A 25,990-nucleotide genomic window follows, 5' to 3' on the forward strand; every position below is an offset into this window, starting at 1 on the left:
ACCAGGCCTTATGTCACCAATCCCAGCAAAACGCCAGGGTTGATTTCCTTCTCCGGAAGGTCGCCGATCACTGTCCCGGCGGACATGATCGCGGCACCGGGGACCGCTCCGGCCTGCCGCCGGACCCCTGGGCGGGCGCAGAACCGGGGCCCGCCCGCCCAGGACGAGTGGGTCAGAAGCCGCAGATCTCGCTCAGCGACTTGGCGGTGGCGCCGTTCTGGGTGGGCGTCTCGCGCGGTGTCTGCGGCGCCGTCCGGTGCGGCGTGGGCCGCGTGGTCGAGGGGGTCGCCGCGGGCGTGCCGTCGCCGCCCGTGGGGGAGGCCGTTGCCCCGCTCACGCCCGGCGAGGCCGTCACCCCGGCGGCCTGGGCCCGGCGGGCGGGCCGCTCGGACTGGCGCAGCGCCCTGACGGTCGCGGCGCGGATCTTCCGCCAGTCGGGGGAGCCGGAGTAGAACTCCGGCGGCACGAACTGCAGGCTGGTGATCCTGGCGTTCTTGACCTTGAGGGCCAGCTCGGTCAGCGGGTCGAGCAGCTCACGGGGGATGTCGGTCTTGGCCATCTTCTTGGCGACGTTCGCGATCTTGACGAAGTTGGTGAGCACGACCGAGGGGGTCGCCTGCTGGGCGAAGGCGCCGATGACGCAGCGCTGGCGGCTCATCCGGGAGAAGTCGTCGCTGCCGACACGGGAGCGGCCGTACCAGAGGGCCTCCTCACCCGACAGCGTCCGGTAGCCGGCCCTGATGGTGCCGGCGGTGCCGTAGAGGCCGCCCCACGGGACGTCCCTGTCCACCCGGATCTTCAGGCCGCCGATGGCGTCGACCAGGTGGGCGAAGCCGAACATGTTGATCAGCGCGTAGTAGTCGATCCTCAGGTTGAGGGTGTAGCCGATCGCCTCCATGAGAGCCCTGGGCCCGCGCTGACCGTCCTTGCCCTGGACGACCTCGGGGTGCTCCTCGCCGTACTGCCACACCTCGTTGAGCAGGCCGCCGTTGGGCAGTTCGCGCATGAAGCCGTTGGGGAACTGCCTGCCGAGCGTGCCGTCCGGCGGGAAGCGGACGTGCTGCAGGTTGCGGGGCAGGCTGAACATGACCGTGTTGCCGGTCGAGACCTGCACACTGGCCACGGTCATGCTGTCGGTCCTGATGCCGTCCCTGTTGCCCGCGCCGTCGCCGCCGACGAGCAGGAAGTTCACCCGGTCGCGTCCGTTCCACGGATCCTCGTGCTTGACGGGGACCACGGCCGGGTTGTCGGTCGAGCTCTGGAAGATGGCGTTGGCCGTGTTCTTGGCGGTCAGCACGGTGTTCGCCACCAGGGCGAACGGCGACATCACCCCGACGCACAGCAGGCCGATCGCGACGCCGGAGACGATCTGTCCCCTGCCGCTGAGCCTCCTCGGACGCAGGGAGATGTAGGAGGAGAGCACGATCAGGAACCAGGCGAGGGCTCCGGCGCCGGCCAGGGCCACCGCGCTCGTCAGCGTGCTGTCCCTGGTCAGGAAGCCCACGTTGCCGGGAAGGACGACGAACGCGACGACCGCCGCGGCGACCAGGAGCGCGGCGAAGACGCCCAGCAGCGCGTAGCCGGTACGGCGGTGTCCCGCGCGCAGGTGGGCCGCGCCGGGCAGGACCACCGAGAGCCCGGTCCAGCCGACGAGCGAGGCCGTCGTCAGCGGCTTGGCGAATCTGGGCCGTTTCCCTGCCGGTCGCGCCACGGAGGGCGGGCCCTGTGCGAGGTCTCCCGGGCCCTGCGGGATCCGGGCGTCCTCTCCCGGGGGCCGGGCGGTCTCCCCGGCCCCCTCGCCGGCCCCGGCGGAGGGAGGACCGGGGGCGCCGAGAACACCGGGGGCGTCGGGGGTTCCCGGAGCGCCGGGAACGTCGGCGGCGGGGGCGCCGGGGGTGACCCCCGGGTCCTGCTCAGGGGCGTGCCGTTTCCCGTCATCGCCGGAAGAGTCCCCCGGGCCCTGCCCATGGCGCATGATCACACCGCTTCCTACTGCGTCCTACCCCGGTCCACCTGGCAAAACAGCCGAGGTCCCCCGATTACATGGAATTGGCAGGATTCTAGCCCCATACATGGACATGGCAGACAGACAACCAAACTTCGGTTAATGAGTATTTAAGCTATGACGTCGAGGAGGAGGAGGCCAGCCAGGTGTTGCACTGGAAGGTCTTGTTCTTCTCGTAGCCCTGGCGGAACCAGCGGTTGTTGTTCGCCGGAGTCCCGTGGTCACGGGGGTAACCGGGCCAGTCCCCGACCCGTGAGTAGAAGTAGTAGAGCGTGTTGCGCCTGGCCGGGGTGACCGGGTAGGTGCTCGCGACCGAACGCATGAACATCCCGCCGAAGCAGGTGGCCTGGAGCTCGAACCTGCGGCTCAGCGCGAGCCTGCCGCTCCTGCTCGACGAGCGTTGCGTCTTCTGCCACCAGCTGTCGGACAGGCCGGTCAGCTGCTGCACGTGGTGGCCGTACTCATGGGCCATCATGCTGATGATCGCGCCGTGCCAGCCGACGATCTGGCCGTATCCGAGGCTGTTGCCCGATCCCTTGGCCATGGCGCCGGTCGAGGCGTAGATGGTGTGGTTGCGCGGGCAGTAGTACGGCACGATGCTGCCGATCTGGGGGAAGTCCCCGCACGCCCCGCGTCCCCTGCCCGAGACGATGGCGTAGCCGGGCGGGCTCCAGTCGATGCCCTGCTCGCCGAGGATCCGCGACCACCCCTTGTCCAGGCACCTGGAGGTCTTCAGGATCAGCCCCTTGAGCTGGCTGTGGCTGTAGATGCTCGGCGAGCCCGCGGAACAGCTCACCGTGGGCAGGCCACCGGTCCGGTAGAGGGTGTTGCCCTCCAGGGTGGTGTTGCGGACGACCTCCTTCGAGGGGCTGGGCACGTCCGTCGGCTTCGTCTCCTGCGGCGTCTCCGTCGGTGTGGGTGTGGGCGTGTCCTCGGTGGCCGGCCGCGAGGTCTCCAAGGGGGAGGGCGTGTAGGTGGGCACGGCGAAGTGCGGGGCCGAGTCCCGGTAACGGTTCTTGATGATCGACCCGGCGACCACGAGCCCGATGAAGAGCAGCGCGATCACACCGAAGACGCTCACCACGATCACTCCGGCGCCTCCCGAGCGCCGCTGCGGCGGCTGCCACGGAGCGGGCGGGACGGGAGGAGGTGGCGGGATCGGCGCGCCGTACGGCGGCTGCCCCTGGGGCCCGGGCCGGGGGTAGCCCTGCGCGGGCGGCGGCGGATACCCCTGGCCCGCGGGCGGGTAGCCCTGCGGTCCCGGGTTCTGGGGCGGATAGCCCTGCGGCGGGGCGGGCGGGTGACCGTATCCCTGGTTGGGGCCGGGTCTTGGGCCTGCCTGACCGGGTGGCGGATAGCCGTAACCCGGAGGGAAACCCTGCCTGGGAGGAGCCTGAGGCGCGGACGGGTACGGCTGTCCGGGCATCCCCTGCGGCGGCGGGCCGGGAGGCGGCCCCTGTGGTGGTCCCTGAGGCGGCGCGGCGGGCCAGGCGGGAGGCGGCGGTGCGGGACGGGGGTGCCCCTGGGGGCCCTGAGGCCCTTGAGGCCACGGTGGTTGTGGAGGGTTGTGCCCGTTGCCTGTCACGCTGTCTCCCCGTTAACCCGAGTGTCCGGCCGTCCACGAATGACCGGACTTTTATCGAATTTGGGGCGTAAGCATACTGATTTATCATCCGTCACGGATGTCGCTATATACGGTTACATTCTGAAATCGTCAAAGGTGATCTCTGCAATGTCCGGGACCGACCCCGGGCCCGTGTCCTAGCGTCGAAGCCATGAATCTGCAGCAGCTCCGCTACGTGGTCGCGACGGCGGAGCACCGCACCATGACAGATGCGGCCAGGTCGCTGTACATCGCGCAGCCCGCGCTTTCCCGCGCGATCAGAGACCTTGAGCGAGAGTTGGGAATGACGTTGTTCGCCCGTTCCGGGCGCGGCGTGGTCGTCACGGCGCAGGGGCGCCGGGTGGTCAAGCTGGCCCGGGAGGCGCTCGACGCAGTCAGGGAGATCGAGGCACTGTCCGCCCACGGCCACCAGGCCGACGCGGAACTGCGCATCGCCTCGACCCCCAGCCTCGAACCGGGGCTGGCCGGACGACTCCTTCCCGCCTACGCCGCCGAGCATCCAGGGGTGCGCGTGCACATCGTCCGTTGCGACGGCCGGGACGGCGTGGTCAACGCCATCAGGGACCAGCGGGCCGATCTCGGCCTGACGGACCTGCCCGTCCCGGCCGACCTGGTCAGCCATCCGCTGGAACGCCAGGAGATCGTGCTGATCTCCCCGTCCGGCCTGGACCTGCCCGACCCGGTCCCGATGAACAGGCTCAACGGCATGCGGCTGGTCATGCCCGTCCCCGGCAGTGCCCGGCGCAGGGAGTTCGACGCCCTGTTCACCAAGTACGGCATCGCTCCCGTGCCCGCCGTACAGCTCGACGAGCGCGGCAACTGGCTCAACACGGTCCGCTCGGGAGCGGCCTCCCTGCTGTGGTACCGGGGCATGGCCGAACAGGCGGCCAGGGCCGGGCTGGTGGTCCGCTCCCTCGACCCCTCGGTCCGCAGGGTGATCGCCCTCGTCCACGCGCGGCGGCGGCTGCCCTCCGTCGCCCAGGACTTCGTCACGGTGGCCGAGGGTGGGTCGGCCGCCTGACCTCCACGTGAGGCACGGTTTCCCCAACCCCCGGAGGCGGCGCAGGTGGGAGCGCCCGCCTCTCCGGTACCGGCCCGATAGGCTCGGTATCGATGACTATCTTGCGCCTGCGAGGCCGTGAGTTCCGGCCCGGCGAATTCGCGATCATGGCGGTGGTCAACCGCACCCCCGACTCCTTCTACGACAGGGGCAGGACCTACGGCTTCGAGGCCGCGCTCAAGGCCGTCGACGGGGCCGTCGAGGGCGGCGCGGACATCGTGGACATCGGCGGTGTCAAGGCGGGACCGGGCGACGAGGTGGACCCCGCGGAGGAGATCCGCCGGGTGGCCGGCCTGGTCGCGGCGGTCAGGGACCGTCACCCCGATCTGGTCATCAGCGTCGACACCTGGCGCGCCGAGGTCGGCGAGGTCGTCGCCGAGGCCGGCGCCGACCTGCTCAACGACACCTGGGGTGGAGTCGATCCCGGCCTGGCCGACGTCGCGGCCAGGCACGGCATCGGCCTGGTGTGCGCGCACGCGGGAGGCGTGACCCCGCGCACCCGCCCGCACCGCATCGCCTACGACGACGTGGTCGCCGACGTCGTCGATCACACCGTCGGCCTCGCCGAGCGGGCGGCCGCCGCCGGGGTCGCCAGAGAGTCGATCCTCATCGACCCGGCGCACGACTTCGGCAAGAACACCCGGCACTCCCTGGAGATCAGCCGTCGCCTCGGCGAGATGGTCGGCACCGGCTGGCCGGTGCTCGTCGCGGTCTCCAACAAGGACTTCGTCGGTGAGACCCTCGGCGGGCTGCCTGTCGACGAGCGGTACGCCGGGACCATCGCCACCCTCGCGGTCTCCGCCTGGCAGGGCGCCCGGGTCTTCCGGGTCCACGACGCCGCCTCCGCCCGTGACGCCCTCGCCGTCGTCTCCGGACTGCGCGGATCAGGTCTCTGAGAGGACCGGAATGGGATCGGGCCACCCGTGGGGGGAACGGGTGGCCCGATCGCGAGGCGGGGGCGCACCTCGCCTTTCGATGGGTCCTGTCCGCGGGCGGTCCCGCGACGGCGGCAGACGGTCCGTCCCGCAGGCCTGGGAACGCATGCCTGGCTCGTGCTGACGGTCTCGCCCGCCGGGGGTGCCCCGGCGCCCCGGAAGAGGCACAAGTGAGCGTCCCCATCGTGAACCCGCGACGGGTTTACCGCAATATCCTGACCGGGGTAAATCGATTTGTTATCTGGTCCGTCGCGTACCGTCCGCCGGAGGGAACCGAAGGTCACGGCCCTGACTCACGACCGAGGCGGGTCACCCGGCAGGCCGAGGGCGTGGTGCACCACGTCGTGCATGTAGGCGCGGAAGCGGCGCAGGATCTCCGGGTCGCCGGGGCTCCAGTGGTTGCCCTCCTCGTCGAGGACCCCGCCACGGGAGAAGGCGTGCGCCGACCACGTCACCGTCCAGACCGCGAACATCACGTCGGCGGACGGCGAGGCCAGGGACCGCAGGGTCTCGCTGATGCGCCGGACCACCGGCTGGACGTACTGCCGTTCCGGCTCGGTGACGTCGCTGGCGTCGGACAGCCAGCGGTGCATCCACAACGCGGCGATGTCGGGGTTCCTGACGCAGAAGTCGATGTAGCTGTCGAGCAGGCGGTGCACGGCCCCCGAGGGCTCCCCGAGAGGGTCTCCCGGAGGCGCGGCGGCGATCTGCGCGATCGTCCCCTCAAGATCGGCGAGTTCGGTCAGGTGGGCGCGCTCCATGACCGCGAGGTACAGCTCCCGCTTGCCGCCGAAGTGCTCGTTGAGCGTGGCGACGTCGACCCCGGCGGCCTCGGTGATCTGACTGGTCGAGGTTCCGTCGTAGCCAAGGGCGGCGAAGAGCCGCGTCGCGACCCGCAGGATCAGCTCCCGCTCGCCGCCGTCAGCGGAAGTCATGAAAGTGACGCTAGGTCTCCGGGCCCTTCCCGGCCAAGCACATGATGGACAAGCGTCGGTCAAGATAGCGGAAGCCGTATAACTGCCCGTAAACCAGGCGAGGCATCCTCCAGGTGCACCGCGCCGCCGTGGGCGTTGACCGTCTCCCTGACGATCGCCAGGCCGAGCCCGGAACCGCCCTCGTCACGGCTGCGCGCGCTGTCCAGCCGGGTGAAACGGTCGAAGACCCGTTCCCTGTCCGGTTCGGGGACGCCGGGGCCGTCGTCGGTGACGGTCAGCACCGCGTCCGCGCCCTCGACGCGCAACTCGACCACCACCGGGGCCGAGGTGTACCGCAGCGCGTTGTCCACGAGGTTGACCAGTACCCGCCCCAGGTCGAGAGCGTCGCCCGTCACCACGGCCGCCCCCGCGGGGGAGTCGCCCGCCGGGGCGGGCAGCCGTACCGTGACGGCCTCGCCGTAGCGCTCGACGGTCTGCTGGATGAGCTGCTCCAGTTCGACGGGCTCCCTGCGGGCGGGGCCGCCCCGCTCGTCGAGCCTGGCCAGGGCGAGCAGGTCCTCGGCCAGCCTGGACAGGCGCATGGTGTCCTCAAGCACGCCCTCGGCCGTCTCCCGCCAGTCCTGCCCCTCGGGATGGCCGAGCGCGACCTCAAGCTGGAGACGGATACTGGCCAGCGGGCTGCGCAGCTCGTGCGCCGCGTCGGAGACCAGGGACCGCTGCCGCGCGTCGGCCTGTTCGAGCCTGGTCAGCATGTCGTTGAGGGTGGTGGCGAGGCTGTGCACCTCGTCCCTGGCCTCGGGCACCGGCAGCCGCCTGGAACGCGCGGTGTCGGTGATCTCGTCCGCGCCCCTGCGCAGCGCGGCGATGGGACGCAGCGTCCTGCCGATGATCACCCAGCTGGCGCCGGCGAGCAGCACGAGCAGCAGCGGCGTGCCGACGACCAGCACGTGACCGGCCGTACTGAGGCTGGTCTCCACCTCACGGAACGAGCGCGCCGAGATCACACTCTGCCCCCGGTCCGCGCTGAGCACCCGCACCCGAAGCAGATGCGGGATGCCGTACGGCTCGCCGTTGACGAACCGCGCCCTTCCCTTGGCGATCGCGGAGGCCCGCTCGGACGCGCTCAGCAGCGGCACCAGCCGGTCGGTGCCGGTGGTCGCGTGGGTGATCCGCCCCCGGCCGTCGATCACCTGCAGCAGCGTGCCGTCCGAGGTGGTCAGCTCGTCCGGCAGCCGCCCGGCGTCGGCCAGCGAGACCGTGTCGCGCGCCCGCTGGTAGATCGCGTCGTCGATGGTGGTGATCAGCGCCTGGCCCAGCACGCCGACCATCACGTACGCCGAGACGACCAGCGCGAGCGCGAGCACGGCGGAGGCGACCGCGGTCAGCCGGAAACGCAGGCTCTTGCGCCGCCACCAACCGGCCGTACGGCGCCCGCCCCGCGTGCGCGGGTCAACCGCCATCGCCCGCGAGCCGGTACCCGGCCCCCCTGACGGTCTGCAGCGCGTTCCTGGAGAACGGCGCGTCGACCTTGCGGCGCAGGTAGCCCACGTAGACCTCGACCACGTTGGGGTCGGTGTCGAAGGTGTCCCACACGTGTTCCAGGATCTCGGACTTGGAGACCACCTCGTCGTGGTGGCGCATGAGGTACTCCAGGAGGGCGAACTCCCTGGGCGTCAGCTCGATCGGCTGCTGCCCCCTGGAAACACGGCGCCGCGCGGGGTCCAGGGTCAGGTCACCGGCCCGCAGCACGGCGGGGCGCCGGTTCGCGCCCCGGCGCAGCAGCGCCCTGAGCCTGGCGACCAGCACGACGTAGGAGAACGGCTTGGTCAGGTAGTCGTCGGCGCCCAGATCGAGGCCGTCGGCCATGTCGTACTCGCCGTCCTTCGCCGACAGCATCAGGATCGGCACCCAGTTCTCCTCGGCCCGCAACTGCTTGCAGACGTTGTAGCCGGAGATCCTCGGCAGCATGATGTCCAGCACGACCACGTCGTAGTCGCCGACCCTGGCCAGGTGCAGTCCCTCCTCGCCGTCATGCGCGAGGTCGACCGCGAACCCCTCGGCCTGCAGCCCGCGCTGGAGCGCCGCGGCCATCCGCCGCTCGTCCTCAACGACGAGAACCCGCATCCCCCATCACCTCCGCCTTCGCCCCCATCTTCGGCCAGCGGCACTGAGAGACCGCTGAGAACCTGTGAGACCTCTCAGTCTGTCTCAGCTCCGGCACAGGAACGGTCACGCAAGCTGCCTTCAGAAACGATCGACGCACTACCGTAAAGGAGTGACATGTCTGAACGAACAAGGCGAAGCCGCGTGACGAGATGGGGTGTGCCGGTCGCTGCGATCGCGGTGGTAGCCGCGGCCATCGGAGCGGGCCCGGTCATCGCAGCCGTCCAGGGGGAGCCCACGCTCCCCGCGCGTACGGCGCAGCAGCTGCTCGCCGACGCCGCCACGGCCTCTCGGTCCGGCATGAAGCCCATGTCGGGCACCGTCATTCAGACAGCCTCCCTGGGACTTCCCGGCCTGCCGGAGATCTCGGGCATGGGCGGCTCCTCACCCGCCGCCCTGCTGGCGGGCTCACACGAGCTCAAGGTCTGGTACGGCGGCGCGGACCGGCTCAGGCTGGCTCTTCCGGGCAAGATGAGCGAGACCGACCTGATCGTCAACGGCGACCAGGTCTGGCTGTGGCGCAGCGAGGACAACGAGGCCACCCGGATCAACGGGGTGGACCCCGAGGCGCAGGACAAGCACGCCACCGCGCTTCCCTCCGCGACCACTCCGCAGCAGGCCGCGCAGCAGGTGCTGAGCAGGGCGGCCACGGACACCGTGGTGAGCGTGAGCAACACCGAGCGGGTCGCCGACCGCCCCGCCTACCAGCTCGTCCTGGCTCCCAAGGACGGCGCGTCCCTGGTCAAGGAGGTCAAGCTGGCGCTCGACGGGGAGACCTTCGTCCCCCTGCGGGTGCAGGTCTACGCCAAGAGCGCCGCCGAGCCGGCCTTCGAGGTCGGTTTCACCTCGGTCACGTTCACCCCGCCCGCCGCGGAGAACTTCACCTTCACCCCGCCCGCGGGGGCGAAGGTGACCGAGCGGGCCGCCGACGAGTTCAGCGAGCAGGACCGGGCCAGGCAGGAACGGGAACGGGCGCTGAAGGGCAGGGCCAAGGTCGTCGGGCAGGGCTGGACCTCGGTCGCGGTGCTCCCCTTCTCCGTCAAGGACCTCGGCGCGAACCGGTCCCAGGACGCGGACGGCCCGGCGGGGAACGCGAACGCCCTCGCGGACGCCCTGCTGAGGTCGGCCAAGCAGGTCAGCGGGCCGTGGGGCAGCGGCAGGGTCATCCAGAGCAAGCTGCTCTCGGCGCTGCTGACCGACGACGGCCGCCTGCTGGTCGGCGCGGTCACCCCGGAGAGGCTGCAGGAAGCGGCGGCGAGCTGACGAACGGGACGCCGGGAGGGTCATGACTCCCGGCGGCCGGCCCCGGGGGACGCGCCCACGTCTCCCGGGACCGGGACTCCGGCGGGGCGGAGCGGGGCCGTACCCGCCCTCCGGCCCGCCGGGCCACGCCCCAGGAACGACGCCGCGAGCGGAGGGCCGTCGCGCTCGAAGGCGGAGACGACACAGGCGACGATGGGAGAGCCATGCTGACCGTCCAGGAGGACAGATCCTCCTCCGCTTCCTCCGCTGTGCCTCCCGAGGCCCGCACGGAGGACTACTCGATCGTCACCCGCGGACTGACCAAACGCTTCAGGGGCGGCCAGGTGGCCGTCGACCACCTGGACCTTGCCGTGCCGAAGGGAAGCGTCTTCGGGTTCCTCGGCCCCAACGGCTCGGGAAAGACCACGACGATCCGTATGCTCCTCGGCCTGGTCGCCCCCTCGGAGGGCGGCTGGGAACTGCTCGGCACCGCCATGCCGGACGGCCTGCGGACGGCGCTGCCGAGGGTGGGCGCGCTGGTGGAGGGGCCGTCCTTCTATCCCTACCTGTCCGGTGAGGCCAATCTGCGCCGCTACGACGCGGCCGACCTCACGGTCGATCCCCGTACCGCCTCGGCCAGGATCGGTGAGGCCCTCGAAAGGGTCGGGCTCACGGCCGCCGCCCGCAAGCGTTACCGCGCCTACTCCCTCGGCATGCGTCAGCGCCTGGCGATCGCCGCCGCGTTGCTGCGGCCCAGGGAACTGCTGATCCTCGACGAGCCGACCAACGGCCTCGACCCGCAGGGCACCAGGGAGGTGCGCGGCCTGGTCAAGGAGATCGCGGCGGAGGGCACGACCGTGTTCGTCTCCTCCCACCTGCTGGCCGAGATCGAGCAGATGTGCTCCCACGTGGCCGTGATGCGGGCCGGACGACTGGCCGCCCAGGGTCCTCTGGCCACCCTCAGAGCCGCGGAGGCGGTCAGGATCAGCGTCGAGACACCGGACGTCGCGGCCGCGGCGGCCGTGCTGGCGGACCTGGGCCTGGCGGGAGTACGGCTCGGCGAGGACCGCGAGGACGAGGTGAGCGCGGAACTGGGCGAGAAGGCCGCCGAGCGGATCTGCGCCGAACTGGTCACCGCCGGTGTCGCGGTGCGCGGCCTGGCCGTACGCCGCCCAAGTCTTGAGGACGTGTTCGTCGGCCTGACCGGAGAGGGTTTCGATGTCGCCGGCTGAGAAGGGTTCCCCGAACCAGACAATGACCGCCCCCCAGAACACCGGAGAGAAGGACACCCCGCCCTCCGAAACCGACGCCTTAGAAGGCCCCACCCCCGGCCTGACCCGCACCAAGGAAGACAGCGCGAAGGACTCCGGCTTGGGCGCGTCGGCGCTTGGACTGAGGAGTGAGGGAGCGCAGCGGACGAACGACGAAGGAAAGCGCCGACCCGAAAGCGCCCAAGCCCGCGACGCCGAAGGCGTCGCAAAGAGGCGCGGTCTCATGCGCTTCCTCTTCTCCGAGGTCGGGCTGACCTTCCGCAGGCCGAGGAACCTCGCCATGCTGGGGGTGCTCGTCCTGGTGCCGGTGCTGCTCGGCGTCGCGCTCAGGGCGTTCGGCGGACCCGAGCCCGGTGACGGCGCTCCCGGCGTCTTCACCCAGATCACCGGCAACGGGCTGTTCCTCACCTTCGCCGCGCTCTCCCTGCTGGTGCAGTTGCTGCTGCCGGTCTCGGTCGCGGTGGTCGCCGGGGACTCGATCGCGGGGGAGGCGGGCATCGGCACGCTGCGCTACCTGCTGGCGGTTCCGGTGGGCCGCACCAGGCTGCTGGTGGTCAAGTACGCCAACGCGGTGATCTTCTGCTTGGCGGCCGTGGCGGCGGTCGCGTCGTCGGCGCTGCTCACCGGGCTGCTGTTGTTCCCGGCGGGGCCGATCACCCTGCTGTCCGGCGGGACGATCCCCATGGCCGAGGGACTGTTGAGGATCGGGCTCGTCGTACTGTACGTCGCGGCGGGAATGGCGGCGCTGGCGGCGATCTCGCTGGCGTTCTCGACGCTGACGGAGATCGCCATCGGCGCCATCGCCGCGACCGTGGTGCTGGTCATCGTCGCCCAGGTGCTCGGGGTCATCCCGCAGTTGTCCGGGCTGCGGCCGTACCTGCTGTCGAGCTGGTGGAGCGGTTTCGACGGGGTGTTGCGAGACCCGGTCGCCACCGGGGAGATGGGACAGGGGCTGCTGGTGTTCGGCGCCTACATCGTGATCTTCGGTTCGATCGCGTGGGCCAGGTTCAGCGGCAAGGACATCAGCGGCTGATCCGGCCTGGGGAGACGGAGGCGGGGGCCCGCGGAATCGATCCGCGGGCCCCCGCCGTCTGTTCTCGTCTCCGCCGAGGCCTCTCCGCGGAAGCCTCTCCACGAGCCTCCCGCCGGAGCGCCTCACCGGCGGGTCAGGAGGCGCGTCCTCCACGGCGCAGGCCGAGCACGCCGACCACGACGCCCACGACTCCGGCCAGCAGGCCGGCCCCGCCCAGCAGCCGTGCGGTGCCGTCCGAGGAGGACGCCTGCGCGGCGGGCTTGGCGGCCTCGGACTCGTGGGCGGCCACGGTGGCCGTGGCGGACGGGCTGGCCGCTCCGGCGCCGTGCTCGTCACCCCCGGTCGAGGGGGTGAGCCTCAGGGTCGGGACCGGGCGGTCGGCCTCGGAGCCGTCGGCCTTGGGCGGGTCGGCCCACTTGACGACCTCACCACCGGTGTAGGTCTGGGTGGTGGGGAAGGTGAGCTGGTCGGTGTCCTTGGGGAGCATCCCCATGGAGACCTCGAACTCCTGGAACTGGCTGGGGCCGATCTTCCCGCCTGACCAGGTGACCTTCGTGACGGCCTCGGTGATCTCGCCGTACTCGGTCGTCACCGGCTTGGGAAGCTTGCCGGTTACCACCTTGACGTCCCAGCCGGGTACCGGCTTGACCGAGACGAACGGCAGCGGGTGGTCGGTGGGGAACTCCACCTCGACCTTCTCGGTCGAGGCGTTGTCACGCTCGTTCGGCACCCGGAAGGCGACCTTGGTGAACCCGCCCTGTTCCGCGGTTCCCGGGTTGATGCTCACGTGCGCGAGGGCGGGCAGCGCCAGGCCGATGGTGAGCGCGACGGCGCCGGCGGTCACGGCGGCGGCACGGCGGCACACTGAGGAAAGGGACATGCTTGGAGACTCCACTTCGATACTTCGTGTTCTGTTCCGGCGGTGACAGGTGACACAGGTGTCAGGTGATCTCAGACGGCGGGAAGTGGAGGACCGCGTCTGCTGACGGTATGGCGGAGCAGCCGCCCGGCGGGGACGGGGGCGACGGTGGCGGGCACCGTGCGCGCAGGAGCGGGGATCGAGGGCAACGGGAGCAGGCGCAGGGCCGCGCCGAGCCGCCGACCGGCGGCGCGCAGCAGCGCCCACAGGGCGGCCTCGCCGCGTGACAGCCACCAGCCGGTGATCAGCGTTGCGGTGAGGTGCGCGATGATCATGCCGAGGCCCTCGCCCAGCCTGCCGCCGTGGCCGTGTGCGGCCAGTGAGATCCCCGAGGGGTCGTCGAAGGCGAACAGTTCGTGTAGGAACAGTTGCATGCCGGACAGGGTCACGCCGATCGTCGTCGCCGACCGTTCACGACCGGCCAGCGCCGCCGTCAACGCCATGACCGTGGCGCCACCGGCCGCGACCGCCCACGACTCGGGCCCCGAGCCGCCCGCGGCCAGATGGCCGAGCACGGCGAGCGTCACGCAGACGGCCGAGAAGGCGGCCGTGCGCATGAGGCGTAACGGGAGGCGGGCATGCATGACGCCCATATGCTCTCACGCTCCGGCCTCCCCCGCCGTTCCGGGCTCATGGCCGGGCACGGACGCGAAAGCCGGGGCGCGGACGGCCCGGGGAAGATCTTTCCGGACTCTGCCCGGAATGTGGCACCGTGGGCGTCGGATGCGCCAGAACTTCTCTTTACACACCTGTTGCGTAACTGTACGTTGTTGACTGATCACCCTATGTACTCGCGAGACAGAGGTGAGGCATGCCCGACAACGGCACCGAGCGTCGCCCCGACCCCCGGGTGGCGTTCGCCGGAGAGACGGGATCGCGCGTCGGTGAGACCGACGCGTGCCCGGGCGCCGCCGAGGGCGTCACCGCCACGACGGGTGCCGGTGGCCACCTGCCCCCGCTGGCCGAGGAGCGGCCGGACGGCAGACCGCTGACCCAGCGCTTCGCGGAGCCGGAGGGATAGGTCATGGAGCTGCACTTCCGCAACCGCTACACCGCCAGGGCATGGATCGCGATCATGTTCTACAGCCCGGACGGCTGCCGCGACCAGGGACAGTGGGGCACCCGGGGCTGGTGGGCCGTCGACCCGGGTGGTGAGGCCTACGTCCTCAACACGGGCAACCGCTATGCCGCCTTCTACGCCGAGGCCGCCGACGGCGCGGTGTGGACCGGCTCCCACGGCCCGTTCTACGTCTACCGGGACGCCTTCGACTCCTGCCTGAACGTCGGCGGCACCGCCGCGCGGCGGGTCGGCGCCCGTCTGGTCGATCTGAACGGTTACTCCAGCTACTACGTCAATCTCACGGCCTGACCCCGGACCCACCCCTCCAGCCCGGTGTGCGCTCCCATCCCCTGACCGCTGGGGCGCGCGTCGGGCGTCGCCCGCGGTGACGGACGTCCCCGGCTCCGCGCCGGTGCCTGCGCCCCGGCGTCCCGCTCCCCGGTGGCGTCCAGCCGCGAGCCGGTGACCGGCCCGTTCCCAGAGCGGGCCGGTCACCGTCCCCGCGACGACGCTCAGCCGGACGGTTCCGCGGCCGGCGCGGTTCCGCCGGTGTAGAGACGGGCGACCACGTCCTCGATGGACTTCTCCTCGGGAACGGTCGCGCGCAGGTCGTCGAGGGTGCCGTCGAACGTCAGGCGGCCGTGGTCGATGAGCATCACCCGGCGGCAGAGCCGCTCGATGTCGCCCAGGTCGTGGGTGGTGAGCAGGACAGTGGTGCCGTGCTCGGCGTTGCGGCGGCTCAGGAAATCCCGCATGGCGGCCTTGCTGACCACGTCCAGGCCGATGGTCGGCTCGTCGAGCACGAGAACGGCGGGGTCGTGCAGCAGGGCCGCGGTGACGTCACCGCGCATGCGCTGCCCCAGGCTGAGCTGGCGGACCGGGGTGGTCATGAAGGACTCCAGGCCGAGCAGGCAGGACAACTCCTCAAGCCTCTCCCGGAAGACAACTCGATCTACTTTGTAAAGGTGCCGGATCAGCTCGAAGCTGTCCCGCAGCGGCAGGTCCCACCACAGGGTGGTCCGCTGGCCGAAGACCACGCCGATCCTGCGCGCGAGAGCCGTACGGCGCCGGGCCGGGTCGAACCCGGCCACCTCGATGCGGCCCGCGGTCGGCGCGAGAATGCCGGTGAGCATCTTGATGGTGGTCGACTTGCCCGCGCCGTTCGGCCCGAGATAGCCGACGAACTCCCCGGCCCCGACCGTGAACGACAGGTCCCGTACGGCGTGCACCGTCTTACGCGCGCTGCGGCGGCCGACGGTGAACGAGCGGCCGACTCCCTGAACCTCGATCATGTCGTGTCAGCTCCCTGTCGAGCGGTAGCGGCGGACGCCCGCCCGCCAGGCGAACGCGGCGACGGCGGCCAGCGTCAGCGCGGCGAGCGGGGAGGCGAAACGCAGCCAGTACGGCAGGCCGAGCGGGTCGGGCCGGTCCAGCACGAACAGTGTGGGCTGCCAGTTCACGAAGGCCAGTGGCACGACGAAGGTGACTCCTCTGACGAGGTCGCGGCTGTAGACGTTCAGCGGGTACTGGGTGAGCGCGTTGCCGCCGTAGGTAAAGGCGTTGGCCACCTCGGGCGCGTCGGTCAGCAGGAACTGCGCCGCGCCGGCCAGGGCGAAGAGGGAGGAGAAGATGACGATTCCGCACAGGATCATCGGCGGGATCGCCCAGGCCCTGTTCCAGGGCAGGTCGAGTCCCGGCAGGGCGATGGCGAGCACGACCGCGGCCTGGGTGACCCTGCCGAAGCGGTGCACACTGAAGCGGTCGACGGCCATCTGGACGAAGGCGCTCGCCGGACGGATGAGCATGGTGTCGAACCCGCCCGTCCTGATGTGCTGGCTGAGCCGGTCCAGGTTGCCGAAGAGCATGTCGCTCACCCCGAAGGCCAGGCTCGACGTGCCGTACAGGAACATGACCTCGGACAGGCCGAATCCGGCGAGCGAGCGGGTGTGTTCGAAGATCACCCAGATCGCCAGGACGTCGAGCATGTTGATGGCGAACGAGCTCACGGCCATAGTGATCAGCGGCCCCGGATACTGGGCGGAGGCCCGCAGCCAGGTCCAGGCGAGCAGGAGATAGGTCCTGACCATGTCAACCACCCTGGATCACGACCTTGCGGCGGGCGGCGGAGGTCGCCAGGGCGCCGAGGGTGAGCAGGGCGACCGCCCAGGCGGCCTGGAAGCCCAGGGCGTCGAGGATGTCGCGCTTGCCGAGGTAGAGGTCGGCGGGGACCTGGACCATCGCCGACCAGGGCAGCACGCGGGCGAGGTCGCCGAGCCAGCCGGGGAACAGGTTCAGCGGCAGCACCATGCCGCTGAAGAAGAGCGTCAGGACCAGTGACAGCGACTGCGTGCCCCTGTCGTCGACGAGCCAGCAGGCGGAGAGCGCGATGAGATAGCGCCAGGCGAAACTGACGACGACCCCGAGCGCGAAGCCCGCGGCGAAGGAGAGCCAGGCGGCGGGGCCGGGGGGCAGGACCAGTTCGAAGAGCACCGCGCCGACGACCGTCGGCGGCAGGCTGCGCAGCAGGAACAGGTGGGCGGCCCTGCCCACGTCGTCGGAGAGGCTCCACAGCTGTAGCGAGGCGGGACGGACGAGGTCGACGGCCACGTCTCCGTTGCGCACGCGTTCGGCCAGTTGCAGACCTCCGCCGAAGACCTGCATCGGCCCGATGAAGGCCTGGCTGAGGAAGCAGAAGGTCACGGCGTCGGCGAGGTCGTAGCCCGCCAGGCCGGGCCGGGCGGTCCACAGGGCGATCAGCACGTAGGCGCGCAGGATGCCGAAGACGGTGTTGGTGAAGGCCCCGGCGAGGGCGGCGGACCGGTAGGCGAAGTGGCGGCGGAAGCCGTACCAGGCGATGTGAAGGTAGAGAAGGAAGGCGGCCTCCCCGGGAAGCGTCGGGACAACCGTCCTATCGTTGTCGCCGATCTTGATCGGGGCAACGGATTTTTCCGTCTCCTCGGTCACATGGCGTCACAGGTTGATTACCGTTAGGGATGATTCCCCTTACCTTTCGCATCCCTTAGGTCTGGGGCGCGGGCGGCGGGCTCCCGGGTTCGTCACAGTGTGTGTGCCGCATCGCGTACACGAGAGGTTCAACCAGGATGGCACGTGGCGGAACTGGTCCCAGGTACGGCATGCCGCCCGGCGTGCGGCCCCTCACGTCAGGAGATCCGATCGCGGTCGGCGGCCACCGGCTGCTCGGACGGCTGGGGGCCGGGGGCATGGGCGTGGTCTACCTGGCCGAGCGTCCGAACGGGGACGTGGTCGCGCTCAAGACCCCGCACCCGGCCCACCTCGGCGACGTCACCCTGCGCGCGCGTTTCGCCGAGGAGATCGTCAACTCCCGGCGGGTGGTGCCCTTCTGCACCGCGCGGGTCTACGAGGACGGTGTGGACGGCGACCGCCAGTACCTCGTCTGCGAGTACATCCCCGGTCCCGCGCTGTCGGAGGTGATGGCCCGGGTGGGGCCGCTGTCCGCCGACCTCGCCTACGGCGTCGCCCTGGGGGTGGCGGCCGCGCTGGTCGCGGTGCACGAGGCGGGCCTGGTCCACCGCGACCTGAAGCCGGGCAACGTGCTGCTGTCGGAGGAGGGGCCGAGGCTGATCGACTTCGGCATCGCCAGGGGCGTCGACACCCTCGTCGCGCACACCGAGGCGGGGCAGGTCATGGGCAGTCCCGGCTGGGTCTCGCCGGAGCGGCTCACCGGTGGGCCCGCGCTGCCCGCCTCCGACGTCTTCGCCTGGGGATGCCTGGTCGCCTACGCCGCCACCGGCTCCCATCCCTTCGGCGCGGGGGACGCCGAGGCGCTGGCCCGCCGCGTGCTGGCCGACCCGCCGGAGCTGACCGGCCTTCCCGAGAGGCTTCGCCCGGTGGTCGAGGCCGCGCTCGCCAAGGATCCCGCGCGGCGGCCGGGCGCCGCCGACCTGCTCGGCGCGTTGCTCGCCGCGGGAGGGGTCGGCGCGCCGGGGAATCTCCGCGTGGCGGTCGCCGAGGTGCTCGGGTGGATCTGGACCCCGGTGCCGTGGCCCCGGGGCGGGGCGGGGCAGGGGTCGTTCCCGGTGAGGGCGGAAAGCGGGGCGGGCGGGGAGCGCCCCTCGGTCGGGGCGGGTTCCGCCTCCCACCGGGTGGCGAAGACGGTGCCGCAGCGACGGCCGCACCGGACGCAGGCGGGTTTCGCGGCGCTGGCCACCCTCGTCATGGCGGCCGTCACGGTCTTGGCGGCGGCCAGGGGAGGGGCCAGGCCGTACGCCGATCCCGAGGTGGGGGAGCTTCCCGCGGTGATCGCACCGGTCCACGGGAGCCCGGCGGAGCGTGCCCGGAGGGAGACGGGGCGGCCCGCCACGCCGAAGGGGCCGCCGCCACCGACCCCGGTGGCCCCGGGGGCGTCGGCGGTCCCGGTCGTCTCGGCGGTTCCGGCCGCTCCGGTCGCCACGCCCACGGCCGGTGTCACGGAGCCCCCTGCTCTTCCGCCCGCCTTCGAGGAGCCGGGGTTCGCCAGGCCGCAGCACTATCCGAGGCGTTATCCGAGGCTTCCGCGGTGGTCGCGGCTCCCGCGGTGGACCAGGGAAACCGCCGAGGCGGAGGAGCCGGTCGGCTGCGCGGGCACCCTGGACAAGGGCGTGGAGTGCCCGGCGAGCCCGGGTGAGTCCAAGTCGTTCCTCACCCCGGTCCCGCAGGTGGGGGGGAGCGAGAGCGTCGCCCCCGTCACGGGAGGCTCAACGGCGGTGCCGCCGTCCCTCCCCTCGTCGAGCGCGGCGCCCGCCCTCAAGTCCGGGGAGTGATCCCGCCGGGGCGTCCGTTAGGGTGATCGGCGCGTGTCGAGTCGGAGGGGGAGGCCTGTGGGCGGACTCGCGCCGGGTGCGGTCGAGTTGAGCGGCGTCGGTGTCCGGGTGGTCGGTGGGACGTTGCTGGACGGGGTCGACTGGCGGGTCGGGTACGGCGAGCACTGGGTGGTGCTCGGGCCGAACGGCGCGGGCAAGACGACTCTGCTGTCGCTGGCGGCGGCCGTACGGCATCCGACGGAGGGCACGGTGACCGTGCTCGGCCAGCGGCTTGGCCGGATGGACCTGCGGGAACTGCGCCGCCACATCGGCCTGGTCGCCGCGAGCCAGCGGCTTGTCGACGAGGAACTGCTTGAGGAGGAGGGCGCGAGCGCCCACACGGTCGTGCTGACCGGTCACACCGGCACGAGCGCCCCGCTGTGGGACCGTTACCGGCCCGAGGAGCACGAACGCGCCCACCGGATGCTGGGCGAGATGGGCTGCGGGGAGCTGGCTGAGCGGCTCTTCCGGGTCTGCTCGCAGGGAGAGCGGGCCAGGATCCGCGTCGCCAGGGCGTTGATGGCCGATCCGGTTCTCCTGCTGCTCGACGAGCCGTTCGCCGGGCTCGACCTTCCGGCCCGGGAGGACCTGATCACCGCGGTGGAGGGCCTCGCCATGACCCGGCCCGCGCTGACCACGGTCACGGTCACCCACCACCTTGAGGAGGTGCCCGCGACCACGACCCACGCTCTGCTGATGCGCGAGTCGCGGATCTGCGCGGCGGGGCCGGTCGAGCGGGTGCTGACGGAGGAGAACCTGTCCGGCTGCTTCGGCAGGCCGCTGCGGGTCGGCCGGCACGAAGGACGCTGGTCGGCTGTGGCCGTACGGAGCTGACACGGGACCGGCCGGTTCCGCGCCCGGTGGGGTCAGTCCTTCTTGCGCTGGCGGATGAGGCCCATGAACCCCGGGCTCGGCTTGAACCTCGCGGTCCAGGTCTCGGCGATCTCCAGAGGTTCCCCGGTCTGTGGGTTACGGCCGGTCCGTGCGGGTTTGTGGACGATCTCGAAGGAACCGAAGCCTGGGATCGCGACCTTCTCCTCGGCCGCGACGGCTGTCTGGATGGTTCCCAGGATCGCTTCGAGGGCCGCCGCGGTCTGCCTCCTGGTGAGTCCCGCCTCGGCCGCGGCCTTCTCGATCAGCTCGCGCTTGTTCATGGGGACAGTTAACGCCATTCCCCTCATCGTCGGGGAGGTGCCTGCCGTCCCATGGGGGGACGGCAGGCACCTGGGGCCTTCAGCGGTCCGACTGGGCGGCCAGCCGTTCCGCTTCCCCGTACAAGGCCTCGACGAGGATGAGCTCCAGGCGGAGGTCTTCGTCGACGAGGCCGTCCAGAACTTCCATTCGGGCCTCCCACTACTCGGACGTCTCACGGGCCGTGAAAGTTCACACGGGTACCGGATCGGACGTGACCGTGATCTGTGAAACCGCGCCGGGCGTGTGAGCGGCCTCCACCACTCCCGTGTCGTTCTATGTCGCGACGAGCTCGGCGAGATCGACGTGCTCGCCGACCTCGCGCACGTCCAGGCAGTACGCCAGCAGAACCCGCCGTTCGCCGACCCGCCGGGTGACACGCAGGCACGGTCGATCGTTGAGCACGACCGCCTCGACCTCGATGCCGTCCGGCCCTCGCCAGATCCCCATGGAGTCGAGGCTACGAACAGTCAGGTAAGGCCGGGGTAACCAACCGGGCATATCGTGATAGGTCCCGTAAGCCATGTGGTTTGACCGCTTCCGTCGGTGATTAGCCGTTGTGCTCTGGGTAACAGACGGTCTTAATCCAAGTAATCAGGGAGAAATCAACATGGTTCTGCCCAAGCTAACCCCCGAACAGCGTCAGGCGGCCCTCGCCAAGGCCGCCGAGACCCGTGTCGCCAGGGCCAGGCTTCTGGCCGAGGTCAAGGCGGGATCGATCAGCCTTGAGCAGCTGCTCTCCAGGAACGACGAGATCGCCAGGCGCATCAAGGTCTCGCAGGCGCTGCGCGCCCTGCCGGGGATCGGCAGCATCAAGGCGGCCCAGCTCATGCAGCGGGCCGAGGTCGACGAGACCCGCCGTCTCGGCGGCCTGGGAGCGCAGCAGCGGCGCAGGCTGATCAGGGCCCTGGTGAGCGGGACGACGAGCTGAACGACGCCCTGAGGCGGAACACGGCGAAGGCCCCGCCGTACGGACTCGGGAGATCCGTACGGCGGGGCCTCACGCGACGACCTGGTGGCAGGGCCCGCCCGGGGAGCGATCCCATGCCCTGGAGGCGCCCGGGCGGGCCCTTGTCCGAGGGGTCAGTGAGCCGTCTCGAACTGCTCCTCCTCGGTCGAGCCCCTGAGGGCCGTGGTCGAGGAGTCCGGCGCCACGGTCGTGCTGACCAGGTCGAAGTATCCGGTGCCGACCTCGCGCTGGTGGCGGGTGGCGGTGTAGCCGCGTCGCTCCGCGGCGAACTCGGCCTCCTGGAGGCCGACATAGGCGGTCATGCCCTCCTCGGCGTACCTCCTGGCCAGGTCGAACATCGAGTAGTTGAGCGAGTGGAAGCCCGCCAGCGTGATGAACTGGAACTTGTATCCCATGTGCCCCAGCTCGCGCTGGAACTTGGAGATCGTGGAGTCGTCGAGGTGCTTCTTCCAGTTGAACGAGGGCGAGCAGTTGTAGGCGAGCATCTGGTCGGGGTAGACGGTCTTGACGGCCTCGGCGAACCGGCGGGCGACGTCCAGGTCCGGAGTCGAGGTCTCCATCCACAGCAGGTCGGCGTAGGGGGCGTAGGCCAGGCCCCGTGCGATGCAGGCGGCGACGCCGTTGCGGACGCGGTAGAACCCCTCCGCGGTGCGCTCACCGGTGGTGAAGGCCTGGTCACGGGGGTCGACGTCGGTGGTCAGGAGCGTCGCGGCCTGGGCGTCGGTCCGCGCGATGATCACCGAGGGGACGCCCGCGACGTCGGCCGCGAGACGGGCCGCGTTGAGCGTCTTGACGTGCTGGCCGGTGGGGATGAGCACCTTTCCGCCCAGGTGGCCGCACTTCTTCTCCGAGGCGAGCTGGTCCTCCCAGTGCACGCCCGCCGCACCTGCGGCGATCATGCCCTTCATCAGCTCGAAGGCGTTGAGCACTCCGCCGAAGCCCGCCTCGGCGTCGGCCACGATCGGGGCCAGCCAGTGGGGGGCGTCGCGCTCCTCCTCCGACCAGGTGATCTGGTCGGCGCGCAGCAGCGCGTTGTTGATGCGGCGCACCACGGCCGGAACCGAGTTGGCGGGGTAGAGGCTCTGGTCGGGGTAGGTCTGCCCGCCCAGGTTGGCGTCGGCGGCCACCTGCCAGCCTGACAGGTATATGGCCTTCAGCCCGGCCTTGACCTGCTGAACGGCCTGGTTGCCGGTCAGCGCGCCGAGGGCGTGCACGTAGTCCTCGGTGTGGAGCAGTTTCCAAAGCCGCTCGGAACCGAGCCGGGCGAGAGTGTGCTCCTCCTGGACGGAGCCCCGGAGTCGAACCACGTCCTCGGCCGTGAAGGTCCGCTCGGTACCCGCCCAACGAGGGTCGGTCTGCCACTCTCGCCGCAGCTCGTCTGCGGCTCCCTTGAGGCGATCGTTCATCGTCACTCCTTGTCGTCCCCTGGGTGCCTTGCACCGAGTGTGTTCCCCATCGAAAGGGACGAACAGGTCACCGATAGCGAAAGAATCGACTTTGTTGCTGCTTCGGCAAGTATTGGTCGTCTTGGGTGCAGAAGAAATTCATAGTTTTCGATATGGACTAGACCAATCCCGGGTTGGGTGCGCGGGTGCTTGAAATATCTCTCGAAATTTCGTTTAGCATCGTGGTATGGCATCGCTCGTCGGAGAAGAACCGCTGTCCTTGACGCAGGAGCTCGACCTCATCGCGTTCGGGCAGCGGCTGAGACACCTGCGCAAGCAGCGCGGCCTCACCCTCTCCGACCTCGGTGAACGCGTCGGCCGCGCGCCGAGTCAGCTGTCGCTGCTGGAGAACGGCAAGCGCGAACCCAAGCTGTCGCTGCTGAAGTCCCTTTCCGTCGCGCTCGGCGTGCCCGTCGAGGAACTGCTGCGCCGCCAGGCGCCCAACCGCAGGGCCCAGCTGGAGATGGAGCTTGAGGAGGCCCAGCGCGACCCGCTGTACGCCGGACTCGGCCTGGCCAGGCTGAAGGTCTCCGCCCGCGTCCCCAACGACGTGCTCGAACACATCCTCGGCCTGTACGGCGAGCTGCGCTCACGTCAGGCCAGGGGCACCGCGACCCCGGAGGAGGCGCGGGTCGCCAACGCCGAACTGCGGCGCATGCAGCGCGAACGGGGAAACCACTTCGAGGAGATCGAGAAGGCCGCGGCTGAGGCGCTGTCCGCGGTCGGCTACCGTACCGGGGCGCTGTCGCAGGGCACGGTCCAGGCCCTGGTCACCCACTTCGGCTACACCGTGCAGACCGTCCAGGACCTGCCCCGTACGGTGCGCTCCATCACCGACCTGCGCAACCGGCGCATCTACGTCAAGCACGAGCAACTCGGCATGCACACCCCGCGCACGATCCTGCTGCAGACACTCGGCCACCTCGCCCTGGGCCACCACAGGCCCCGCGACTTCGCCGACTTCCTGCGCCAGCGGACCGAGGCCAACTACTTCGCCGCCGCGGTGCTGGTGCCCGAGGCGACCGCCGTGCCCTTCCTCAGGGAGGCGAAACAGGACAGGGCGCTCAGCGTCGAGGACCTCAGGGACGTGTTCGCCGTCTCCTACGAGATGGCCGCGCACCGCTTCACCAACCTCGCCACCCACTTCCTCGACCTGACCTGTCACTTCGTCCGCAACGACGCGGGCGGGATCATCTTCAAGGCCTACGAGAACGACGGCATCGTCTTCCCCGCCGACGAGCAGGGGGCGATCGAGGGTCAGCGGATGTGCCTGCAGTGGTCGGGACGCCAGGTCTTCCGCTCCCCGGACAGGTTCTCGGTCTTCTACCAGTACTCCGACTCGCCGACCGGCACCTACTTCTGCATCGCCCACGTCGACCCCTCGCGGGAGCGGGACTTCGCGATCACCCTGGGCGTGCCGTACCGGGAGTCACGCTGGTTCCGCGGCAGGGAGACGACCAACCGCACCAGGTCGAACTGCCCGACCGGTGACTGCTGCCGCCGCCCGCCCGTCGAGCTGGCCCAGCGCTGGGACGGCTACGCCTGGCCCTCGGCGCGCGGCAACTCCCACGTCCTGGCCGCACTGCCGCCGGGGTCGTTCCCCGGCGTCGACGAGGCCGACGTCTACGCCTTCCTCGAACGTCACGCCGCGGGCTGATCGCGCTCCAGCACGAGCCAGGGGTTGCCGAAGAACTGGTAGGCGGGCGCCGTCGCCGGGGCGACGCAGCGCAGCGAGCGCAGCACCTCGGCCGGAGGCTCCCCGGCCAGGGCGCGCCGGTGGAACTCCTCGACCAGGCCGTCCCCGACGGGCCTGAACGGCGCGACGGCGGCGCACGCCCCCGCCAACAGGAACGGCTGGCAGTCACCGGGCTCGTCGAGGAAGACGAACGCGCCACCGCCCATGCCCCGGCCGAGGGACTCGGGGGCCGGGCCGCCCGTGGCGAAGTGCACCACGTCCGGCGGGTCGCCCAGCAGCGCGAGCACCTCGCCCAGCGAGGTGCCGACCTGCCTGGCGCCGAAGGCGGAGACCAGCGGGTGCGGGTGCGGCCCGCCGTGCACGACCGCCATGCCCCGCCCGCCCGCCCGCGCCGGAGGCGGCAGCTCAGGGCGGTTCCCGCCGAGCGGCCAGCGCCCCGTCACCGCCTGGCAGTTCAGGAAACCGGGCAGGGACCGGTCGAACGGATGCTGGAGCACGGCCAGATCCCACGGGACGTGTGGCTCCTGGGACAGGAAGAGCACACTCGGCCGCCGGGGCGACACCCGCCCGGCCACCGCGTTGAGCAGCTCCCAGAACCCCGGCGGGACGTGCGCCGCGACCCGCGCCCCCACCTCCTCCAGGGGCAGGGACTGCTCGGCCAGGCCCCGCCCGAACTCCGAGGCCCGCATGCCCAGCTCGCAGACCTCCGCCTGGTCGGGGGTGACGAAGTGCGGCGACTGGTAGGTCCACCACAGCCGTCCCGGCCGGTCACCGTGGACGACGACCGCCGTGACGTCCGGCGCCTGCCCGGTCTCGGCGAGCCGAACCCGGGTCCCGGCCACCGGATGCGGGGCGTTGTCCCTGCCGAGCAGGCCGGGGGAGTCGAGGACCGCCAGCGCCCGCACACCGAAACCGACCACCTGGCCGCGCACCGCGTGCACCACCTGGATCTGCCTGGCGGTGACCGGCTGCTCCTGCGCCGCGGCGACCAGGCCGACCTTCGCCCTGGGGTACGGCGAGGCCTCGTCTGCGCGCAGCCGTACCCGCCAGCCGCCGGGCGCCTCGAACCCCTCCGCGACGATCTGGATGTCAAGATCGGCAGGTCCGAGCCCGCCGTACGGCGCCGCCCGCCCACCGGGTGCCTCCTCGGCCACCAGGCCGACCTCGACCTCGGCTCCCCAGCCCGCGACGACCTCGGCGGGCGCCTCGATGAGGGGAAGCGGGGGTGCCTGCCCGGCGGCGGACGACTCGCCCTGCCTGCGGCGACGGCGGAAGGCGCCGGTCAGTCTGCCGATCACCGAGCGCGCGGGCCCGGGGGAGGCGCCGGACGGGACGCGGCCGAGCGGGCCGGTGCTCGCGGCCGGAGGCTCCTCCTGCGGGGGCGCGTCCTGGCCGAGCAGCAGGCAGAAGCGTTCCCACGCGGGGCCGTACTGGGAGATGAGGGCGACCACGGCCTCGGCGAGCGGTCCTGGCGGCTGCCCGCCCTCCCCGGCGAGCAGCGGATCGAGCCGGGCGGCGAGCTCTGCCGGAGGCTCACCCGGCATGCCGCCGAGTTCGTCACGGACGGTGCGCGCCGCCCTCATCACGGCCACCGGGTCCATACCGTCCCTCCTCGCTCCGC

25 protein-coding genes are annotated in these 25,990 nt (G+C 71.1%); 11 read left to right on the plus strand and 14 right to left on the minus strand.

The features are described from left to right. Positions 1-172: 172 nt before the first annotated feature. A complete protein-coding gene (locus ACIBVQ_RS05135; RefSeq protein WP_399175726.1) occupies positions 173-1,975 on the minus strand; it encodes an LCP family protein in 1,803 nt (600 codons plus the stop codon). A 145-nt stretch (positions 1,976-2,120) separates the two neighbouring features. Then, positions 2,121-3,431, minus strand: a complete 1,311-nt coding sequence (locus ACIBVQ_RS05140; protein WP_399175728.1) for a neutral zinc metallopeptidase — start codon at positions 3,429-3,431, stop codon at positions 2,121-2,123. 349 nt (positions 3,432-3,780) lie between these two features. Here ACIBVQ_RS05140 and ACIBVQ_RS05145 point away from each other — a divergent pair, with 349 nt between their 5' ends. Beyond that, on the plus strand, positions 3,781-4,650 hold the full coding sequence (locus tag ACIBVQ_RS05145) for a LysR family transcriptional regulator (protein ID WP_352009372.1): 870 nt from the start codon (positions 3,781-3,783) through the stop codon (positions 4,648-4,650). A 92-nt stretch (positions 4,651-4,742) separates the two neighbouring features. Next, on the plus strand, positions 4,743-5,585 hold the full coding sequence (gene folP, locus ACIBVQ_RS05150) for a dihydropteroate synthase (protein WP_399175730.1): 843 nt from the start codon (positions 4,743-4,745) through the stop codon (positions 5,583-5,585). Between the two features lie 332 nt (positions 5,586-5,917). Here folP and ACIBVQ_RS05155 read toward each other — a convergent pair whose 3' ends face one another. Genes ACIBVQ_RS05155 through ACIBVQ_RS05165 form a run of 3 tightly spaced genes read right to left on the minus strand, consistent with a single transcriptional unit; the run spans position 5,918 to position 8,683 of the window. Further along, the gene (locus ACIBVQ_RS05155) at positions 5,918-6,559 is read right to left on the minus strand and encodes a TetR/AcrR family transcriptional regulator (protein ID WP_352009374.1); all 642 of its coding nucleotides are present in this window, start codon (positions 6,557-6,559) and stop codon (positions 5,918-5,920) included. A gap of 59 nt (positions 6,560-6,618) precedes the next feature. Further along, positions 6,619-8,019, minus strand: a complete 1,401-nt coding sequence (locus tag ACIBVQ_RS05160; protein WP_399175732.1) for a sensor histidine kinase — start codon at positions 8,017-8,019, stop codon at positions 6,619-6,621. Beyond that, on the minus strand, positions 8,009-8,683 hold the full coding sequence (locus tag ACIBVQ_RS05165; RefSeq protein ID WP_352009376.1) for a response regulator transcription factor: 675 nt from the start codon (positions 8,681-8,683) through the stop codon (positions 8,009-8,011). The genes ACIBVQ_RS05160 and ACIBVQ_RS05165 overlap by 11 nt, the downstream gene beginning before the upstream one ends. 183 nt (positions 8,684-8,866) lie before the next feature. Between ACIBVQ_RS05165 and ACIBVQ_RS05170 the strand changes: the two genes are divergently transcribed. The 3 genes from ACIBVQ_RS05170 to ACIBVQ_RS05180 all read left to right on the plus strand — a co-directional run bounded on the left by ACIBVQ_RS05170 (position 8,867) and on the right by ACIBVQ_RS05180 (position 12,268). Next, complete coding sequence (locus tag ACIBVQ_RS05170) at positions 8,867-9,985, plus strand: DUF2092 domain-containing protein (protein WP_352009377.1); 1,119 nt, start codon at positions 8,867-8,869, stop codon at positions 9,983-9,985. A 203-nt stretch (positions 9,986-10,188) separates the two neighbouring features. Beyond that, entirely contained in the window at positions 10,189-11,196 is a 1,008-nt protein-coding gene (locus ACIBVQ_RS05175) for an ABC transporter ATP-binding protein (protein ID WP_362771854.1), read from the plus strand. A gap of 262 nt (positions 11,197-11,458) precedes the next feature. After that, positions 11,459-12,268, plus strand: a complete 810-nt coding sequence (locus ACIBVQ_RS05180) for an ABC transporter permease (protein ID WP_352009379.1) — start codon at positions 11,459-11,461, stop codon at positions 12,266-12,268. A 133-nt stretch (positions 12,269-12,401) separates the two neighbouring features. Here ACIBVQ_RS05180 and ACIBVQ_RS05185 read toward each other — a convergent pair whose 3' ends face one another. Both ACIBVQ_RS05185 and ACIBVQ_RS05190 read right to left on the minus strand, forming a co-directional pair. Beyond that, a complete protein-coding gene (locus tag ACIBVQ_RS05185) occupies positions 12,402-13,148 on the minus strand; it encodes a YcnI family protein (RefSeq protein ID WP_352009380.1) in 747 nt (248 codons plus the stop codon). A gap of 71 nt (positions 13,149-13,219) precedes the next feature. After that, the gene (locus tag ACIBVQ_RS05190) at positions 13,220-13,744 is read right to left on the minus strand and encodes an MFS transporter (protein WP_399175736.1); all 525 of its coding nucleotides are present in this window, start codon (positions 13,742-13,744) and stop codon (positions 13,220-13,222) included. Between the two features lie 254 nt (positions 13,745-13,998). Here ACIBVQ_RS05190 and ACIBVQ_RS05195 point away from each other — a divergent pair, with 254 nt between their 5' ends. Together ACIBVQ_RS05195 and ACIBVQ_RS05200 are read left to right on the plus strand one after the other, a co-directional pair. Continuing rightward, complete coding sequence (locus ACIBVQ_RS05195) at positions 13,999-14,208, plus strand: hypothetical protein (RefSeq protein WP_399175738.1); 210 nt, start codon at positions 13,999-14,001, stop codon at positions 14,206-14,208. 3 nt (positions 14,209-14,211) lie between these two features. Next, positions 14,212-14,556, plus strand: coding sequence for a hypothetical protein (locus ACIBVQ_RS05200; RefSeq protein WP_399175740.1), 345 nt, complete (start codon positions 14,212-14,214; stop codon positions 14,554-14,556). Between the two features lie 203 nt (positions 14,557-14,759). Here ACIBVQ_RS05200 and ACIBVQ_RS05205 read toward each other — a convergent pair whose 3' ends face one another. Genes ACIBVQ_RS05205 through ACIBVQ_RS05215 form a run of 3 tightly spaced genes read right to left on the minus strand, consistent with a single transcriptional unit; the run spans position 14,760 to position 17,211 of the window. Continuing rightward, on the minus strand, positions 14,760-15,539 hold the full coding sequence (locus tag ACIBVQ_RS05205; RefSeq protein ID WP_362771861.1) for an ATP-binding cassette domain-containing protein: 780 nt from the start codon (positions 15,537-15,539) through the stop codon (positions 14,760-14,762). A gap of 6 nt (positions 15,540-15,545) precedes the next feature. Continuing rightward, positions 15,546-16,334: an ABC transporter permease gene (locus ACIBVQ_RS05210; protein WP_399175742.1), complete on the minus strand. Its 789-nt coding sequence runs from the start codon at positions 16,332-16,334 to the stop codon at positions 15,546-15,548. Position 16,335: 1 nt separating this feature from the next. Next, positions 16,336-17,211, minus strand: a complete 876-nt coding sequence (locus tag ACIBVQ_RS05215) for an ABC transporter permease (RefSeq protein ID WP_399175744.1) — start codon at positions 17,209-17,211, stop codon at positions 16,336-16,338. Positions 17,212-17,393: 182 nt separating this feature from the next. On the opposite strand from ACIBVQ_RS05215, the gene ACIBVQ_RS05220 reads away from it, so the two are divergent. Further along, positions 17,394-19,028, plus strand: a complete 1,635-nt coding sequence (locus ACIBVQ_RS05220; RefSeq protein ID WP_399175746.1) for a protein kinase — start codon at positions 17,394-17,396, stop codon at positions 19,026-19,028. Positions 19,029-19,085: 57 nt separating this feature from the next. Further along, positions 19,086-19,901, plus strand: a complete 816-nt coding sequence (locus ACIBVQ_RS05225; protein WP_352009388.1) for an ATP-binding cassette domain-containing protein — start codon at positions 19,086-19,088, stop codon at positions 19,899-19,901. Positions 19,902-19,933: 32 nt separating this feature from the next. On the opposite strand, the gene ACIBVQ_RS05230 is transcribed toward ACIBVQ_RS05225, so the two are convergent. After that, positions 19,934-20,221, minus strand: coding sequence for an HU family DNA-binding protein (locus ACIBVQ_RS05230; RefSeq protein ID WP_184714124.1), 288 nt, complete (start codon positions 20,219-20,221; stop codon positions 19,934-19,936). Positions 20,222-20,534: 313 nt separating this feature from the next. Further along, complete coding sequence (locus ACIBVQ_RS05235) at positions 20,535-20,708, minus strand: hypothetical protein (protein ID WP_352009389.1); 174 nt, start codon at positions 20,706-20,708, stop codon at positions 20,535-20,537. Between the two features lie 160 nt (positions 20,709-20,868). Here ACIBVQ_RS05235 and mihF point away from each other — a divergent pair, with 160 nt between their 5' ends. Beyond that, on the plus strand, positions 20,869-21,189 hold the full coding sequence (mihF, locus tag ACIBVQ_RS05240) for an integration host factor, actinobacterial type (RefSeq protein ID WP_352009390.1): 321 nt from the start codon (positions 20,869-20,871) through the stop codon (positions 21,187-21,189). Between the two features lie 152 nt (positions 21,190-21,341). Here the strand turns inward: mihF and aceA are convergent, their stop codons facing one another. Beyond that, a complete protein-coding gene (aceA, locus tag ACIBVQ_RS05245; protein WP_399175749.1) occupies positions 21,342-22,634 on the minus strand; it encodes an isocitrate lyase in 1,293 nt (430 codons plus the stop codon). Between the two features lie 226 nt (positions 22,635-22,860). Here aceA and ACIBVQ_RS05250 point away from each other — a divergent pair, with 226 nt between their 5' ends. After that, positions 22,861-24,330, plus strand: a complete 1,470-nt coding sequence (locus ACIBVQ_RS05250) for a helix-turn-helix domain-containing protein (protein ID WP_352009392.1) — start codon at positions 22,861-22,863, stop codon at positions 24,328-24,330. Here the strand turns inward: ACIBVQ_RS05250 and ACIBVQ_RS05255 are convergent. Further along, the gene (locus ACIBVQ_RS05255; protein ID WP_399175751.1) at positions 24,315-25,970 is read right to left on the minus strand and encodes a hypothetical protein; all 1,656 of its coding nucleotides are present in this window, start codon (positions 25,968-25,970) and stop codon (positions 24,315-24,317) included. The genes ACIBVQ_RS05250 and ACIBVQ_RS05255 overlap by 16 nt on opposite strands. Positions 25,971-25,990: the final 20 nt, after the last annotated feature.

Source organism: Streptosporangium sp. NPDC049376, from assembly GCF_044466505.1.
Taxonomy (GTDB): Bacteria; Actinomycetota; Actinomycetes; order Streptosporangiales; family Streptosporangiaceae; genus Streptosporangium.